This is a genomic window from Peribacillus acanthi, assembly GCF_003073175.1.
In the GTDB taxonomy this organism is placed as follows: domain Bacteria; phylum Bacillota; class Bacilli; order Bacillales; family DSM-1321; genus Bacillus_BN; species Bacillus_BN acanthi.
This window is the reverse complement of the sequence record NZ_QBBX01000015.1, coordinates 11,199-28,254: the sequence shown is the minus strand read 5'-3', so window position 1 is coordinate 28,254 and position 17,056 is coordinate 11,199. Positions and strand designations below refer to the sequence as shown.

Genomic DNA, 17,056 nt, shown 5'->3' with positions numbered 1-17,056 from the left:
CTTTATAAACAAGGAGGAGTTTTAATATGGCAGTAAAAGTTGGTATTAACGGATTTGGACGTATCGGACGTAATGTATTTCGTGCAGCATTAAACAATCCTAATGTGGAGATTGTAGCAATCAATGACTTAACAGACGCTAATATGTTAGCTCATCTTTTACAATATGATACAGTTCATGGTTCTTTAAAAGAAAAAGTATCGGTAGACGGTGAATATCTAGTAGTTGCAGGTCACAAAGTAAAAGTATTGGCTGAGCGTGACCCTGCACAATTAGGTTGGGGAGATCTTGGAGTAGAAGTGGTTGTAGAATCAACTGGTCGCTTCACTAAGCGTGAAGATGCGGCGAAACACCTTGAAGCTGGCGCGAAAAAAGTTATCATCTCAGCTCCTGCATCTAACGAAGATATCACAATTGTAATGGGTGTAAACGAAGATAAATACGATGCAGCAAACCATCATGTATTATCAAATGCATCTTGTACAACAAACTGTTTAGCACCATTTGCAAAAGTGCTAAATGATAAGTTCGGAATCAAGCGTGGTATGATGACAACGGTTCACTCATATACAAACGACCAACAAATTCTTGATCTTCCACATAAAGACTACCGTCGTGCTCGTGCGGCTGCTGAAAACATCATTCCAACTTCAACAGGAGCTGCAAAAGCAGTTGCTCTAGTATTACCTGAATTAAAAGGTAAACTGAACGGAATGGCAATGCGTGTTCCAACTCCAAACGTATCAGTAGTAGATCTTGTAGCTGAACTTGAAAAAGAAGTAACAGTTGAGGAAGTAAATGCAGCATTAAAAGCAGCAGCTGAAGGAGACTTAAAAGGTATTCTTGAGTACAATGAACTTCCATTAGTATCTAGCGATTACAATGGTAACACGTACTCTTCTTCTATCGACGCTCTTTCTACTATGGTAATGGAAGGAAACATGGTAAAAGTGCTTTCTTGGTACGATAACGAAACGGGTTACTCTAACCGTGTCGTAGACCTTGTTGATTACATTGCGAAAAAAGGATTTTAATCAAAACCCGTTTTCATTATAATGGAAAAGGGATTAAGGGGAAGGGGAGATTTACCCCTTCCTTTTTTACGAGAACGGTGGATGCTCTTTTTAAAAAATGCGTCCTTACATACAGTTCCAATCCTTTAATGAAATGTATTGCCCTTTACTAGATTAAGGAGGTCATTAACAAATGAACAAACAATCAATCAGAGACATCGAGGTTAAAGGAAAACGCGTATTTTGCCGAGTAGATTTTAACGTGCCTATGCAAAACGGACAGGTGTCCGATGAAACAAGAATTCGTGCTGCTCTTCCAACAATTCAATATCTAATTGATCAAGGTGCGAAAGTTATTTTAGCGAGCCATTTAGGACGTCCAAAAGGACAAGTTAATGAAGATATGAGATTAACTGCTGTTGCGGGACGGTTAAGTGAATTGCTAGGTAAATCTGTTGAAAAGGCAGATGAAGCATACGGAGAAGCTGTTGAGGGGAAAATTAATTCCATGCAAGAAGGCGATGTTCTATTATTAGAAAATGTTCGTTTCTATCCTGGGGAAGAGAAAAATGACGAAGAACTTGCTAAGTCATTTGCTAACCTTGCAGATGTTTTCGTTAATGATGCGTTTGGTGCAGCACACCGTGCACATGCTTCAACAGAAGGAATCGCTAAGCATATTCCTGCTGTTTCCGGTTTCTTAATGCAAAAGGAATTGGATGTTTTGGGCAAGGCGCTTTCTAATCCAGATCGTCCATTTACGGCAATCATCGGTGGAGCGAAGGTTAAAGATAAGATTGGTGTCATTGAAAATTTACTTGAAAAAGTAGATCACTTAATCATCGGTGGAGGATTAGCGTACACTTTTATTAAAGCGCAAGGATATGAAATTGGAAAATCATTGCTAGAAGAAGATAAAATCGAACTTGCAAAATCATTCATCGATAAAGCAAAAGAAAAAGGAGTTCAATTCCACATGCCGATCGATGCGGTAGTTGCAAATGAATTTTCTCCTGATGCTGAAGCCAAAGTCGTTGATATCGATGCGATTCCATCTGATTGGGAAGCATTAGATATCGGACCAAAAACGAGCGAACTATACGCAGACATCATCAAAAATTCTAAGCTTGTAATTTGGAATGGTCCTATGGGAGTATTCGAATTCGATAAATTTGCTGGTGGTACGAAAGCGGTAGCTCAAGCATTAGTGGATTCTGATGCCTACAGCGTTATTGGTGGTGGAGACTCTGCAGCGGCTGTTGAAAAGTTCAACTTAGCAGATAAAATGTCTCATATCTCTACTGGCGGTGGAGCATCACTTGAGTTCATGGAAGGTAAAGCTCTACCAGGTGTAGTGGCTTTGAACGATAAATAATAAAAAAAGTAGTTACTTCTGTAAAATTTATCGGACTAAATAAATTCGGGGGTAAATGCTCGCCTCAAATTCATATCGGAAAGGATGGGAAGCATGCGTAAACCAATCATTGCTGGTAACTGGAAAATGCATAAAACATTAGGGGAAGCGAAAAGCTTCTTAGAAGAGGTAGACAAACTAGTTCCTTCTAAAGACAACATGGAGTCTGTTATTTGTGCTCCTGCGTTATTTCTTGAACAGTTAGTCTTAGGCGCTCAAAATTCTGACGTTAAAATTGGAGCACAGAACATGCACTTTGAAGAAAGTGGTGCTTTCACTGGTGAAGTAAGTCCTGTAGCATTAGCAGATATCGGAGTGAAATATGTCATTATAGGGCATTCTGAACGAAGAGAAATGTTTAATGAAACGGATGAATCCGTCAATAAAAAAGTATTGGCTGCATTCAAACACGGTTTGACACCGATTGTTTGCTGTGGTGAAACACTAGAACAACGTGAAAGTGGAAAGACGAACGAACTAGTTGGAGATCAAATCAAAAAAGCACTACAAGGCTTAGATGCTGATCAAGTGAAACAGACAGTTATCGCTTATGAACCGATTTGGGCAATTGGAACAGGCAAATCCTCCACTGCTGAAGATGCCAATGAAGTTTGTGCACATATCCGTTCAGTTGTAACAGAGCAATTTTCTGAAGATGTTGCCAGTGCAGTGCGCATTCAGTATGGTGGTAGCGTGAAACCTTCTAACATTAAAGAATACATGGCGCAACCTGATATCGATGGCGCATTGGTTGGCGGAGCCAGCTTAGAAGCTTCGTCTTTCTTACAATTATTGGAGGCAGGGCAGAATGAGTAAAGCACCCGTTGCATTAATCATCCTAGACGGATTTGCATTACGTGGCACTTCTGAAGGTAATGCAGTAGCACAAGCACAAAAGCCTAACTTTGACCGCTTTTGGAATGAGTACCCTCATGCAATTTTAACAGCAAGTGGGGAAGCTGTAGGCTTACCTGAAGGCCAGATGGGTAATTCTGAAGTTGGACACTTGAACATTGGTGCAGGCAGAATTGTTTACCAAAGCCTTACTCGTGTAAATAAGGCGATCCGTGAAGGTGAATTTGAAAAGAATGATACCATTACTTCAGCACTGAACCATGTGAAAAACAACGGTAAGAACCTTCACGTTTTTGGTCTATTATCGAATGGTGGGGTACATAGCCATATTGAACATTTATATGCTTTGTTGAAGCTGGCAGCAGATAACGGAGTGGAGAATGTTTATGTTCATGCCATTTTAGATGGACGTGACGTGGGCCCTCAAACGGCACAAGGATTTATTGAAGAAGCAGAAGCGAAAATGAAAGAACTAGGAGTAGGGAAAATTGCTACTGTATCGGGCCGATACTATAGCATGGACCGTGACAAGCGTTGGGAGCGTGTGGAGAAATCTTACCGTTCCATGGTCTATGGAGAAGGTCCAGTATATTCTTCTGCTCAAGAATGTGTGGAAGACTCTTACCGACATGGAATCTTTGATGAATTCGTCATTCCATCTGTTATCACAGACGATGAAGGACAACCAATCGCTACTATTCAAGATGAAGATGCTGTCATTTTCTATAATTTTAGACCTGATCGTGCCATTCAAATTTCTAATACATTTACAAACGAAGATTTTCGTTCATTCGATCGTGGACCAGAGTATCCTAAGAACTTATTTTTCGTTTGTTTGACTCATTTTTCGGAGACAGTGAAGGGATTTGTTGCATTCAAGCCGACAAACCTAGATAATACTCTTGGTGAAGTTTTAGCGCAGAACAATAAAACTCAATTAAGAATCGCTGAAACAGAGAAATACCCACACGTCACCTTCTTTATGAGTGGTGGGCGTGAGCAGGAATTCCCTGGAGAACAGCGCATCCTCATTAATTCACCAAAAGTAGCAACATATGACCTGAAGCCTGAAATGAGCGCTTATGAGGTAACGGACGCATTATTGAATGAGATTGCAGCCGATAAGTTTGATGCCATCATCCTGAACTTTGCTAACCCTGATATGGTAGGGCATTCTGGAATGCTTGAACCTACCATAAAAGCTGTTGAAGTGGTGGATGAGTGCTTAGGAAAAGTCGTGGATGCCATCCTAGCAAAAGGTGGGCAAGCCATCATAACGGCTGACCATGGAAATGCCGATGAGGTGGTTACACTAGAAGGTACTCCTATGACAGCCCATACGACTAATCCAGTTCCTGTCATCGTGACAAATAAGCAAGTGACCTTACGTCAAAATGGAATTCTTGGTGACCTAGCACCTACTATGTTAGAACTTCTAAAATTAGAGAAGCCAGTCGAAATGACAGGGAATTCTTTAATACAAAAAAACTAATTACCATTTAAAGGAGAGATTTTTGATATGCCATACATTTCTTATGTTTATGCTCGTGAAATTTTAGATTCTCGTGGAAATCCAACCATTGAAGTAGAAGTAATGACTGAATCCGGATTCTTCGGACGTGCACTAGTTCCTTCTGGTGCATCTACTGGTGAACACGAAGCGGTTGAACTTCGTGACGGAGACAAGTCTCGTTACCTTGGTAAAGGTGTTCAAAAAGCGGTTGATAATGTAAACAACATTATTTCAGAAGCAATCATCGGCATGGACGTAACGGACCAAGTTGGAATCGACCGTACAATGATCGAACTTGATGGCACTGAAAACAAAGGAAAACTAGGTGCAAACGCAATCCTTGGTGTTTCCATGGCAGTTGCGCATGCTGCAGCTGATTCTGTTGGTCTTCCATTATACCGTTACCTAGGTGGATTCAATGCGAAGCAACTTCCAACTCCAATGATGAACATCATCAATGGTGGTTCTCATGCGGATAATAACGTAGACTTCCAAGAGTTCATGATCTTACCTACAGGTGCTCCATCTTTCAAAGAAGCAATCCGTATGGGTGCTGAAGTATTCCACAGCTTGAAAAAAGTATTAAGTGGCAAAGGCTTAAACACAGCTGTTGGTGACGAAGGTGGTTTCGCTCCAAACCTTGGTTCTAACCGTGAAGCTCTTGAAGTAATTATCGAAGCAATCAAAAACGCTGGCTATGAAGCTGGAAAAGACATCTTCCTTGGTATGGACGTTGCTTCTTCAGAATTCTACAACAAAGAAACAGGCAAATACGATCTTGCTGGAGAAGGCCGTACTGGTTTATCTTCTGAAGATATGGTTAACTTCTACGAAGAGCTTGTTAACGAGTTCCCAATCATCTCTATTGAAGATGGTTTAGACGAAAACGACTGGGAAGGCCACAAGCTATTAACAGAGCGTATCGGTCATAAAGTCCAACTAGTAGGTGATGACTTATTCGTTACGAACACTAAAAAACTTGCTCAAGGTATCGAGCAAGGCGTTGGAAACTCTATCTTAATTAAAGTTAACCAAATCGGTACATTAACTGAAACATTTGACGCTATCGAAATGGCTAAGCGTGCAGGCTACACGGCAGTAGTTTCCCACCGTTCTGGTGAAACAGAAGACGCTACAATCGCTGATATCGCTGTAGCTACAAATGCTGGACAAATCAAAACTGGATCTCTTTCCCGTACAGATCGTATCGCGAAATACAACCAACTTCTTCGCATCGAAGACGAGCTTGGTGATTTAGCTGTATACGATGGAATGAAATCTTTCTATAACTTGAAGAAATAATTTGCAAAACCTGTTCCCTGACGAGGGGGCAGGTTTTTTTGATTTGCGATGTTATGTAGCTAGGGTGATACTTGAAATGTTTTACAAGTAGGCTTATCTTAAAAAAATTCCATCAATTACGAGAAATTTGAGTGGAATGGACTCACTTCTTTACTCCGTTTAAGCACTTTTATCTTTATTTCTGCTAGACACCCATATTCCAGTATGTTTTTGACTAAGGAAGGCTACTCTTTTATCGAAACTGGGGATTTATTATCGAAACTGGAAAAATACATTCGAATTTGAAAATTTCCAATCGAAACGGAAAAAATAAAATCGAAAATCCACAAATATCGATTATTAGACAAATTCGGACCACCCCCGAACAATAAATCAACACCATAAAATCTAGGAGATATATTCTATTACTGGTTCAATTTACAAACTATGACTCTACTAATACTAGGTTGACAGATTTCATAGCTTGATGTAGCCTATTACATATAACTGAATAGGACCTCACTTTGAACAGTGAGGTAGAGGCGCGATATTTAACAGTCCTTAGTGGAGTTTGAGAAGCTTTGATGCTAGGGAGAAGGAAATGTCGCCGAAGTGGGTAATATTCTCAGTATTACTTGCTGGGTCTGCAGTTAAGAACTGCAGGACTGTCTCAATAAACATCCCGGTTTATTGAGTTGAGCTATCTCATTTTGGGAAAAGAAGAGGACTTTAGGGCAACTACGTATGTATACTACGACCTGAGTTTATCTCAGGTCGTTTTTTATTTATTTAAAACATGTATTTAAAAAAAGGAGAGAACTCATATGAAAAAACAATTTTCATTCATTATGGTTTTAATGATTTCAGCTATGATTCTATTAGCTGGATGTGGAAAAGGTAGTGATACTAGCTCTGGAGCATCCGAAAGTGACACATTTAAGGTAGGTCTTGAGGCTGGATATGCTCCGTTTAACTGGACGCAAAACGATGATTCCAATGGTGGAGTTAAAATCGATGGAACTTCTGAATATGCAGGTGGCTATGACGTAGAAATCGCTAAGAAAATTGCGGATGGTCTAGGGAAAAAACTTGTTATTGTAAAAACAGAATGGGATGGTCTAGTACCAGCATTAACTTCTGGTAAAATTGATGCGATTATCGCAGGAATGTCCCCAACTGCTGAGCGTAAAGAAACGATTGATTTCTCAGATAACTATTACAAATCAAACCTTGTTATGGTAGTAAAAAAGGGTGGCGAATTTGAAGGTGCTACGTCCATCCAAGATTTCAATGGAGCAAAAGTAACGGCTCAATTAAATACCTTCCACTACACAGTCATTGATCAAATCGAAGGTGTAGAAAAAGCGACTGCGATGGATAACTTCCCTGCAATGAGGGTAGCTCTTGAATCTGGAATGATTGATGGTTATGTATCTGAAAGACCAGAAGCGGTTAGTGCTTCAGCTGCCAATGAAAACTTTGCGATGGTTGAATTTACAGAAGGATTCGAAACATCAGAAGATGATACAGCGATTGCTGTTGGATTGAAAAAAGATAGTGACTTAACAAAGAAAATTAATGAAATTCTACAAGGAATTTCAGAAGAAGACCGTACAAGCATCATGGATGAGGCAATTAAAAATCAACCTGCAGCAGAATAATGATTTCGTAAGACCGGCTGTAGAATTCAGACAGCCGGTCTTATAGTTAGAAAGGAGACAGAAAGATGAGCTTCGAGTGGATCGTGAAAATAGTAGCAGAGAACTGGCAAATGTTCCTTCGCGGAGCAGGTCTAACACTTCTTATCGCACTGATAGGTACTTTAATAGGAGCAGCAATTGGTTTGTTAGCGGGAGTTGTCCGGACGATTCCAGAACCAGAAAAAGGACCTAAAAAACTAATCCTTAAAGTGATTAATATCATTCTTTCGATTTATATAGAATTTTTCCGAGGCACACCAATGATCGTACAAGCCATGGTTATATATTATGGATCAGCCTTGGCATTTGGACTCGATATGAATATTTTAGTGGCGGCAATTATAGTAGTTTCAATCAATACAGGTGCTTACATGGCTGAAATTGTCCGTGGAGGAATTGTTTCCATAGATAAAGGGCAATTTGAAGCCGCGCATGCCATTGGGATGAACCATTTTCAAACGATGTTTAACGTCATTCTTCCACAAGTTATTCGTAATATTCTTCCAGCAACGGGGAACCAATTTGTCATCAATATTAAAGATACATCAGTTCTTAACGTAATTTCTGTAACGGAATTATATTTTCTAACAAAATCAGTGGCAGGAAACAATTTCAGGTATTTTGAATCGTTCTTTGTCGCATGTATGATTTACTTTGTCATGACCTTTATGGTTACTAGAATCCTGCGTTATTTTGAGCGTAAATTAGACGGTCCGGATAACTTTACTGTAATCGGAAATCCAGAGCAACTATATTCACCAGTTCAGACAACGAACTTGAAAAGTGAACATCAATAAGAGAAGAAGGAGGAGATCACGTGGAAAAAATTATAGATATCCAACATCTGAACAAATCCTTTGGTTCGAATGAAGTATTAAAAGATATTAATTTTTCAGTGAATAAGGGAGAAGTGGTGAGTATCATCGGCTCTTCTGGATCGGGAAAATCGACACTTTTGAGATGTATTAACCTGCTAGAAAAGCCATCAGGTGGGCAAATCATCTATAAAGGTGAAAATATCTTGGATGATAAACATGATATTCCCACATACCGTAAAAATTTAGGAATGGTATTTCAACAGTTTAACCTGTTCAATAATCATAATGTATTGAGTAACTGTATAGTGGGACAAATCAAGGTATTGAAACGCTCCAAAGAAGAGGCTGAAAATGTGGCTATGAAGTACCTGAAAACGGTGGGAATGGATCGATATATTAACGCCAAGCCCAAGCAATTATCAGGTGGACAAAAACAACGTGTGGCAATCGCGAGAGCTTTATCCATGGAACCAGATGTGATGCTATTTGATGAACCAACATCTGCTCTCGACCCTGAAATGGTAGGAGAAGTTCTTAAAGTTATGAAGGAGCTTGCAGAATCTGGTTTGACGATGCTCATTGTTACTCATGAAATGGAATTTGCGAAGGAAGTATCGGATAGAGTAGTGTTCATGGATAAAGGTGTGATTGCAGAAGAGGGCAACCCTGAACAAATTTTCAACCATCCTACTCAAGAACGAACAAAGGAATTCCTAAAAAGAACTTTGAAAGTATAGTGAGGATGACCCGATTAATGGGTCATCCTCAAAATTTACCTATTGCGATATTCACGAATCATCTCTAATTGGAATTTCTCAAGAAAAACGCCAATTAACATGCTCATAATTAAAAATGGATAATATTGATGAATGGCTAGAAACTGTGAATTGAAGCTCCAAAAAGATTGGATGAAGTGGCCCATTTGTAAACTAGAAATAAAAATAAGTAGGTGCAACGCCAGCCATATGAACGAAAGAGTTGTTGTCCCAAATCGACTTAGAGAGGCAATGGCTGCGATAACAATGGCAAATATGATAACAGTTGTTATACTCGACGGAAGCCAAATGGTAGAGTTATTCGTTTCTTCTGTCGTTCTTAAAAACAAATTTCCTAGAAATGCAATACTGCTTACATAAGAAAAGAAAATAACAGAACGCAGTGGTCGATACTTAGATAGAAGAAGCAAAAGACTTGCGATAACCAATAGAATTCCTTCTACTATATTAAAATCGATGAAAAGAATCGCTATTGCACCTAATACGGCTAACATCGTATTTAGTCCATCAATTTGCCTAATGATTTTCATAAACATGTCATTTTCACTCCTTTTCCAACTTTTTCATCATTATACCCTAATAACCCCATAGAAGTCTTTTTCTCAAATATTAGCCTTAGTGGGTAACGTGTAAAACAAGCATTGTGGAATAGGAGATTGTATGGTACATTAATTATAATTGCTTACAGGATCAGGAGGTGGAACTGCATGCACACATTTTTAGTAGTTCTTCTTGTATTAGTTAGTATCGGACTTATCGTTAGTGTTTTGCTTCAATCTGGTAAGAGTGCTGGATTATCTGGTGCGATTTCAGGTGGTGCTGAACAGCTATTTGGAAAACAAAAAGCTCGCGGCATCGATTTAGTTCTACACAGAGTAACAATCGTATTGTCTGTATTATTCTTCGTTTTAACAATCGCTGTTTCGTACTTCGGTGCTTAATAGCTTATCAGTAAAGCAAAAACCCGGCGTAATTGCCGGGTTTTTATATTGATATTAAATTAATCAAACGTTTGATTAATTTTTTAAAAAGCCCTATATTTCACATTTTAGGGTGAATTGGGTCATAATAAAGTCATATAACCTTAACAAGTAGGACCAGATTTAAAGGAGTAGAAGAATATGAAAATCAAGATGCCACAACCATTCACGTTCGAGGGTGGGAAAAGGGCTGTATTGTTGTTACATGGGTTTACTGGGAATTCTGCTGACGTAAGAATGCTTGGACGTTTTTTAGAGTCAAAGGGATATACATGTCATGCTCCACAATATAAAGGGCATGGTGTTCCACCAGAAGAACTCGTGCATACTGGACCAAATAATTGGTGGAAAGATGTCATGATGGCATACGACTTTTTAAAAAATAAAGGACATAAAGAAATTGCGGTAGCAGGACTTTCGCTTGGCGGCGTATTTTCCTTGAAATTAGGTTACACTGTACCTATAAAGGGTATTGTACCAATGTGTGCGCCTATGTATATAAAAAGTGAAGAAGTGATGTACGAAGGAGTATTAGAGTACGCAAGAGAATATAAAAGAAGAGAAGGTAAATCTTCAGAACAAATTGATCAGGAGATGGCGGAATTCTCTAGGACACCGATGAATACATTAAAGGCTCTTCAAGAGTTGATTGCCGATGTAAGGAAACATGTGGATGAAATCTATGCGCCGACCTTTGTCGTTCAAGCAAGACATGACGCAATGATTAACACAGACAGTGCCAACATCATTTTCAATGAAGTTCAATCAGATTTGAAGGAAATTAAATGGTATGAAGAATCAGGGCATGTCATCACCCTCGATAAAGAACGTGAACAATTGCATGAAGATGTTTATCAATTTCTAGAAAAGTTGGACTGGGAGGAATAATTCAATCCTTCCGACAGCATATATCCTCTAAAGGAGGGATTTTATATGGATGAAAACATGAAACACCATATTGATAGGCTTCTTGAATATATGAAAAAAGAAGCATATAAACCTATGTCAGTTCAAGAGTTAGAGGAAGCTTTGCATATCGAAGATTCTGCTGACTTTAAAGACTTTGTGAAGGCACTTGTGAAGATGGAAGAAAAGGGACTTGTTATTCGAACAAGAAGCAATCGCTATGGTCTTCCGGAAAAATTAAATTTAGTTCGAGGAAAACTGTCAGCCCATGCTAAAGGGTTTGCATTTGTGCTTTCGGAGGAGCCAGGGATGGATGATATTTTTATCCCACCTGGAGACATGAAGAATGCAATGCACGGAGATATCGTTCTCGTTCGTGTTTCTTCTGAAAGCTCAGGTTCAAGACGTGAAGGTACTATTGAAAAAATTATCGAGCGTGGTCTGACTGAACTCGTTGGTACTTATGTTGAAAGTAAGCATTTCGGCTTTGTTATCCCAGATGATAAAAAGGTAGTCAATGACATCTTTATCCCTAAGGCAGCATCTATGGGTGCTGTTGAAGGGCATAAGGTAGTCGTGAAGTTAACGGCTTATCCTGAAGGCAGAGTGAGTGCTGAAGGGGAAGTTGTCCAAATTCTTGGCCATAAAAATGATCCGGGTGTAGATATTCTTTCTGTCATCCACCAGCATGGATTGCCGCTCGAATTTCCGGATGAGGTCATTGATCAAGCACAAAGCGTGCCAGATTCCATTAATGAAGAAGATATAGGGAACAGAAGAGACCTTCGTAACGAAGTTATCGTCACGATTGATGGTGCGGATGCTAAAGACCTTGATGATGCTGTTACCGTTGTGAAACTAGAAAACGGTAATTACAAACTTGGTGTACATATAGCAGACGTGACCCATTACGTGAAGGAAGGCTCTCCAATTGACCAGGAAGCTTATGAACGCGGAACCAGTGTTTATTTAGTAGACCGAGTGATTCCGATGATTCCTCACCGTCTATCAAATGGGATTTGTTCTTTAAATCCAAAGGTGAACCGATTTACTCTGTCATGTGATATGGAAATTGATGAAACGGGAACCGTCGTTAAACATGAAATTTTCGAAAGTGTCATTAAAACGACAGAACGAATGACTTATTCAGATGTCAATAAAATACTCGTAGATAAAGATGAAGAGCTACGGGAGAAATATGAACCTATAGTTCCAATGTTTGAAGAAATGGAAAAGCTAGCAGCCATTCTTCGCTCAAAGAGGATGCATCGTGGTGCCATCGACTTTGATTTTAAAGAATCGAAGGTCCTAGTTAATGAAGATGGCGAACCAACAGATGTTGTATTACGAGAACGTTCTGTAGCAGAGAAATTAATTGAGGAATTCATGCTAGTTGCTAACGAAACGGTTGCAGAGCATTTCCATTGGATGGATGTACCTTTCATTTATCGTATCCATGAAGATCCAAAGGAAGAAAAACTACAGCGATTCTTTGAATTCATTACGAATTTTGGTTATGTGGTAAAAGGGAAAGCCAACGACGTCCATCCACGGGCGTTACAGGAAATCATCGAGGCAGTAGAAGGGAAACCTGAAGAAACGGTTATTTCTACAGTCTTGTTACGTTCCATGCAACAAGCTAAATATTATCCGGACAGTCTTGGTCACTTCGGACTTTCAACGGAATTCTATACACACTTCACATCCCCAATCCGCCGTTATCCGGATTTAATTGTTCATAGATTGATTCGGACATACTTAATTGAAGGAAAAGTGGATGAACAAACTAGAGCAAAATGGAATGCACTATTACCTGATATTGCCGACCATACATCCAACAGAGAAAGACGTGCTGTCGATGCTGAGCGTGAGACAGACGATCTGAAAAAAGCGGAGTATATGTTGGACAAAATTGGTCAGGAGTACGATGGCGTTATCAGCTCAGTTACAAACTTTGGTATGTTCGTCGAATTGGAAAACACAATTGAAGGTTTAATCCATGTAAGTGCCATGAATGATGATTATTATCGATTTGATGAGCGTCATTTGGCGATGATTGGGGAACGTACAGCAAAGGTATTTCGAATTGGGGATGAAATTACAGTCAGAGTCACAAACGTTAATAAAGACGAACGTGCAATTGACTTTGAAGTAGCTGGAATGAAGAATAATCGTCGACGCGAAACGAATGAAACCCGTGTTTTCAAAACAAGATCGGGTGACAGATCAAGTCGTGGTGGTTCAAAGAGTAGTGATCGTAACGGCAGAGGGAAAAGCCAAGGTAGCGGTCAAAGTCGTGGCCAAGGTCAAGATCGTCGGAAAGATGACGCTAATGGTGGCAACTCTTCTGAACGAAAACCAAGAAAGAAGAAAAAATTCTTTGAAAATGCCCCCGCCGCTAAACGTAAAAAGAAACCAAAGAAGAGATAAATGGAATAAAGAGAGCCTGAGTATTAAAAATTCGGGCTCTCATGCTATCATAGAGACAATCAGTTCAGGGAGTGGGTAAGATGCCAAAAGGAGAAGGCAAACAAGTTGCACAAAATAAAAAAGCCTACCATGACTTTTTTATTGAAGAAACATATGAAGCGGGAATTGTTCTTCAAGGGACTGAAATTAAGTCCATTCGAAAAGGAAAAGCGAATTTAAAGGATTCGTATGCTAGAATTCATAATGGTGAGCTGTACCTTTATAATATGCACGTTAGTCCGTACGAGCAAGGGAATCGTTATAATCATGATCCTTTACGTACGAGAAAGTTATTATTACACCGTAGAGAGATCAATAAGCTAATTGGTGAAACAAAAGAAGCAGGATATACGCTTGTCCCGTTAAAAATGTATTTGAAAAATGGATTTGCTAAGGTTTTAATTGGTCTTGGTAAGGGTAAAAAACAATATGACAAACGTGAGGACTTAAAGAAAAAAGAAGCGAAGCGTGAAATTGAACGTGCCTTCCGTGATCGTCAGAAAACATAGGATATTTCCATTCCTTACATTGGTTTACAGGATGTTACAATTGCATCTTATGTCAGATGTGTTATAATAACTCTTGTAGATGACAACTGAATATGCACAGCACTTTGCTTGCTATTCATCATCCTATCGCTCCATTCTTATCATGGGGACGTTACGGATTCGACAGGGATAGTTCGAGCTTAGGTTGCGAGTCGAGGGGATCGGCCTCGTTAAAACGTCAAAGCCAATAACTGGCAAACAAAACAACAACTTCGCTTTCGCTGCTTAATAACAGTTGATTGCGGTTCCTCCCTCCATTGCCCATGTGGTAGGGTAAGGGACTCACTCTAAGTGGGCTACGCCGGATTCCACCGTCTGAGGATGAAGGAAGAGAACAACCAGACTAGCTACTCCGACGCCTGTCGATAGGCATAAGAGTTAGCGAAATGCTAATATGTCGACTACACTCGTAGAAGCTTAAGTGGCGATGTTTCTGGACGTGGGTTCGACTCCCACCGTCTCCACCATACATAATTTGGTGGTTAATTGTTTATTTTTTGTGACTTGAACCATAAACTTGCCGTTTTGGCAACGTTATGCTTCAAAAAACTTATGGCAAGAATATGCTTCAAAATATGTAAGACTAGCTTTATTAATAATTTACTTAAACAACTTAATAACTCAAATATGCGGAAGCACCGCTAATATACGATGGGTTACGTACCTGCATCGTTTTATTAGTGGTGCTTTTTTGTTGTTTAATCAAAAAGGGGGACAGTTTTAGATATAACGATTTTATTAGAGTTCTAAATTGAAACCGACATTGCAAAAAATATTTCTAATTTTTGTTTTGCTGGTACTGGGAAGAATGTTTTCCACGAGTTTAGGGATTATCAACTTGAAACAGAAGGATTAATCTTCACTTAATACCCTATATTTTTATTTAATGTATAGAATACTTTTTTTTACAAATAATACCCCCGAAAGTGGGGGTAGAAAATAATGGAAAGAAGTATTTTGTATAACCTTGATCCGATAGGGATTGGAACTCCATTTGTTGAGTCGTTAACCAGTTATATTTCAAGGTTAGCTGAAGCGCATTGTGTCGCGACAGGTAGTCTAATTTCGAGAATTTACTCACCATTGTTAAAAAAAGAATATTTAGTAAAAGTTTCAAAACATGGTGGAAATGGCTTTTTTGATTCGGCAATTGGTATTAATGGGGTAGGTAAATTAGCTTGTGAGTTTAGTGACCTAACAAATAAATTGACAGGAAGATCTGATTTATGTTTAACAACACTACAAAAATGGTCAAATATCCTTACGAGTAGAGGGTTATTAAAGAAAACCAAATCATGGTGTCCAATTTGTTATGAGGAGTCAAGGGAAAATGGTGAGGTTATTTATGATCCTTTGATATGGAGCTTTCAAACCGTTTTTATATGTTTGAAACATAAAAGACCGATTTTGGATATTTGTGGAAATTGCAATAAATCAGTTCCAATAATAAATAGGAACACATTCCCTGGTTATTGTTCGCGATGTGGACAATGGTTAGGTTCTTTTTCAACTTATAAAGAATCATTATGTAATGTAGATGAACTTTTATCAAATGTATTACTGATAGGTGAACTATTGGCTCAAAGCCATTTAGATGTAGCTAGTATCTCTTTACGTGAATCGATCAATTTTTATGTAAAAGAAATGTTTGATTGTTCTCCTATTAGAGCTGCTAAGCAACTAAAAATACCTAAAACAACGTTTGTATTATGGTTGTCTGGAGAAAGCATCCCAAGTATTGACTATCTGCTTCAACTATGCAAAGGCTTTGGTATTACAATAACCGAGTTCCTTCAAAAAGAGCAGAGCGTTAAGGATATTGGAATATCCAATAGTTCCGCAAAAGCAAAGGAAGAACACAACCATGATGTGATAAGAAATACTTTAATTAAAGTCATTGCTGATAAAGAACCAATATCTCTGAGTACTCTTGCAAGGAAACTTGGATGTGACAGAAAGTTGCTTTCAAGAATGTATAAAACAGAGTGTGAAAAAATTAAGGAAATTTATATTTCATATCAACAAACAAAAAGGGAAGAAAATGCACTTTTAAAAATAACAAGACTTGAGGAAGCATTTCGTATATTGCTTCAAAAAGGGATATATCCCAGTAGAAGACAAGTAGAAGGTATATTAGGTTCCGGATTTCTTAAGGAAAAAACATTACAAGAAAAGTGGAATAAATTAAAAAAGGAGTTATCAATATGACTTTCAAAAATCGAAAAGCCTCAGTTTCATTTCTTTATGGAGCAATGTTTAGTCAAAAACCAATGGAAAAAGCCGTGATAGACCACATTTGCCTTGATATAGAAGTAATCTGCCCAGTTACCAAGAATTATCTTGGGAGACCGTGGTTGACTCTCTTAATTGATGTTTACTCTAGAAGGGTTCTTGCATATTACTTGTCAATTGAGCCCCCATCCTATGTATCAATCATGATGACTCTAAGAGAGTCTGTAAGAAAAAATTCAATGATCCCTAAAACTTTACTGAAATGTGATGCTAAAAGGTTTCAGAGTGAAAATTTAGACAAATTAATAGTTGCTTTAGATATTAAAAGTAAACTATTCCAAAAAATGAATTTTCAATTTACGAGAGATTGTTAACTAATTTAGTAAAATTCCATTTCAATAACTTGAATCAGGACAAGTATTTAAGGAAAGAACGTTGTGCACCAACATGCTATTTAAACATTCTAGAAAAAACAGTTTCAACTATATTGTATGACGTTTACAATCAACAAGAAATTCTATTTTTGGGGTAGAGTCCTAGAGGAATCTTTA

Annotated in this window: 15 protein-coding genes, 1 other RNA gene and 1 riboswitch; of the genes, 15 read left to right on the top strand and 1 reads right to left on the bottom strand. The window is 38.6% G+C overall.

Annotation, left to right across the window (positions count from 1 at the left end):
* Positions 1 to 26: 26 nt before the first annotated feature.
* The 8 genes from gap (at position 27) to DBX25_RS14715 (ending at position 9,331) form a co-directional block, all read left to right on the top strand.
* Positions 27 to 1,034, top strand: a complete 1,008-nt coding sequence (gene gap, locus DBX25_RS14750; protein ID WP_108671578.1) for a type I glyceraldehyde-3-phosphate dehydrogenase — start codon at positions 27 to 29, stop codon at positions 1,032 to 1,034.
* A gap of 172 nt (positions 1,035 to 1,206) precedes the next feature.
* The gene (locus DBX25_RS14745; RefSeq protein ID WP_108671577.1) at positions 1,207 to 2,388 is read left to right on the top strand and encodes a phosphoglycerate kinase; all 1,182 of its coding nucleotides are present in this window, start codon (positions 1,207 to 1,209) and stop codon (positions 2,386 to 2,388) included.
* A gap of 93 nt (positions 2,389 to 2,481) precedes the next feature.
* Complete coding sequence (tpiA, locus tag DBX25_RS14740) at positions 2,482 to 3,243, top strand: triose-phosphate isomerase (RefSeq protein ID WP_108671576.1); 762 nt, start codon at positions 2,482 to 2,484, stop codon at positions 3,241 to 3,243.
* Positions 3,236 to 4,774, top strand: a complete 1,539-nt coding sequence (gpmI, locus tag DBX25_RS14735) for a 2,3-bisphosphoglycerate-independent phosphoglycerate mutase (protein WP_108671575.1) — start codon at positions 3,236 to 3,238, stop codon at positions 4,772 to 4,774. Before tpiA ends, gpmI begins: the two co-directional genes overlap by 8 nt.
* Positions 4,775 to 4,801: 27 nt before the next feature.
* Positions 4,802 to 6,097, top strand: coding sequence for a phosphopyruvate hydratase (gene eno / locus DBX25_RS14730; RefSeq protein WP_108671574.1), 1,296 nt, complete (start codon positions 4,802 to 4,804; stop codon positions 6,095 to 6,097).
* Positions 6,098 to 6,605: 508 nt separating this feature from the next.
* Positions 6,606 to 6,787, top strand: a riboswitch (Lysine riboswitch).
* Positions 6,788 to 6,900: 113 nt separating this feature from the next.
* The gene (locus DBX25_RS14725) at positions 6,901 to 7,737 is read left to right on the top strand and encodes a transporter substrate-binding domain-containing protein (RefSeq protein ID WP_108671573.1); all 837 of its coding nucleotides are present in this window, start codon (positions 6,901 to 6,903) and stop codon (positions 7,735 to 7,737) included.
* A gap of 65 nt (positions 7,738 to 7,802) precedes the next feature.
* Entirely contained in the window at positions 7,803 to 8,573 is a 771-nt protein-coding gene (locus tag DBX25_RS14720) for an amino acid ABC transporter permease (RefSeq protein WP_108671572.1), read from the top strand.
* Positions 8,574 to 8,593: 20 nt separating this feature from the next.
* Positions 8,594 to 9,331, top strand: a complete 738-nt coding sequence (locus DBX25_RS14715) for an amino acid ABC transporter ATP-binding protein (RefSeq protein WP_108671571.1) — start codon at positions 8,594 to 8,596, stop codon at positions 9,329 to 9,331.
* Positions 9,332 to 9,366: 35 nt separating this feature from the next.
* On the opposite strand, the gene DBX25_RS14710 is transcribed toward DBX25_RS14715, so the two are convergent.
* A complete protein-coding gene (locus tag DBX25_RS14710) occupies positions 9,367 to 9,906 on the bottom strand; it encodes a hypothetical protein (RefSeq protein ID WP_108671570.1) in 540 nt (179 codons plus the stop codon).
* A 171-nt stretch (positions 9,907 to 10,077) separates the two neighbouring features.
* Here DBX25_RS14710 and secG point away from each other — a divergent pair, with 171 nt between their 5' ends.
* The 7 genes from secG (at position 10,078) to DBX25_RS14675 (ending at position 16,879) form a co-directional block, all read left to right on the top strand.
* Positions 10,078 to 10,311: a preprotein translocase subunit SecG gene (gene secG / locus DBX25_RS14705; RefSeq protein ID WP_108671569.1), complete on the top strand. Its 234-nt coding sequence runs from the start codon at positions 10,078 to 10,080 to the stop codon at positions 10,309 to 10,311.
* Positions 10,312 to 10,491: 180 nt separating this feature from the next.
* A complete protein-coding gene (locus DBX25_RS14700) occupies positions 10,492 to 11,238 on the top strand; it encodes an alpha/beta hydrolase (protein WP_108671568.1) in 747 nt (248 codons plus the stop codon).
* 45 nt (positions 11,239 to 11,283) lie between these two features.
* Complete coding sequence (gene rnr / locus DBX25_RS14695) at positions 11,284 to 13,686, top strand: ribonuclease R (protein ID WP_108671567.1); 2,403 nt, start codon at positions 11,284 to 11,286, stop codon at positions 13,684 to 13,686.
* An 80-nt stretch (positions 13,687 to 13,766) separates the two neighbouring features.
* Complete coding sequence (smpB, locus tag DBX25_RS14690; RefSeq protein ID WP_108671566.1) at positions 13,767 to 14,234, top strand: SsrA-binding protein SmpB; 468 nt, start codon at positions 13,767 to 13,769, stop codon at positions 14,232 to 14,234.
* Positions 14,235 to 14,378: 144 nt separating this feature from the next.
* Positions 14,379 to 14,740, top strand: a transfer-messenger RNA (tmRNA) gene (gene ssrA, locus DBX25_RS14685).
* 475 nt (positions 14,741 to 15,215) lie between these two features.
* The gene (locus DBX25_RS14680) at positions 15,216 to 16,481 is read left to right on the top strand and encodes a helix-turn-helix domain-containing protein (protein WP_108671565.1); all 1,266 of its coding nucleotides are present in this window, start codon (positions 15,216 to 15,218) and stop codon (positions 16,479 to 16,481) included.
* Entirely contained in the window at positions 16,478 to 16,879 is a 402-nt protein-coding gene (locus DBX25_RS14675) for a hypothetical protein (RefSeq protein ID WP_108671564.1), read from the top strand. The genes DBX25_RS14680 and DBX25_RS14675 overlap by 4 nt, the downstream gene beginning before the upstream one ends.
* Positions 16,880 to 17,056 lie beyond the last annotated feature (177 nt).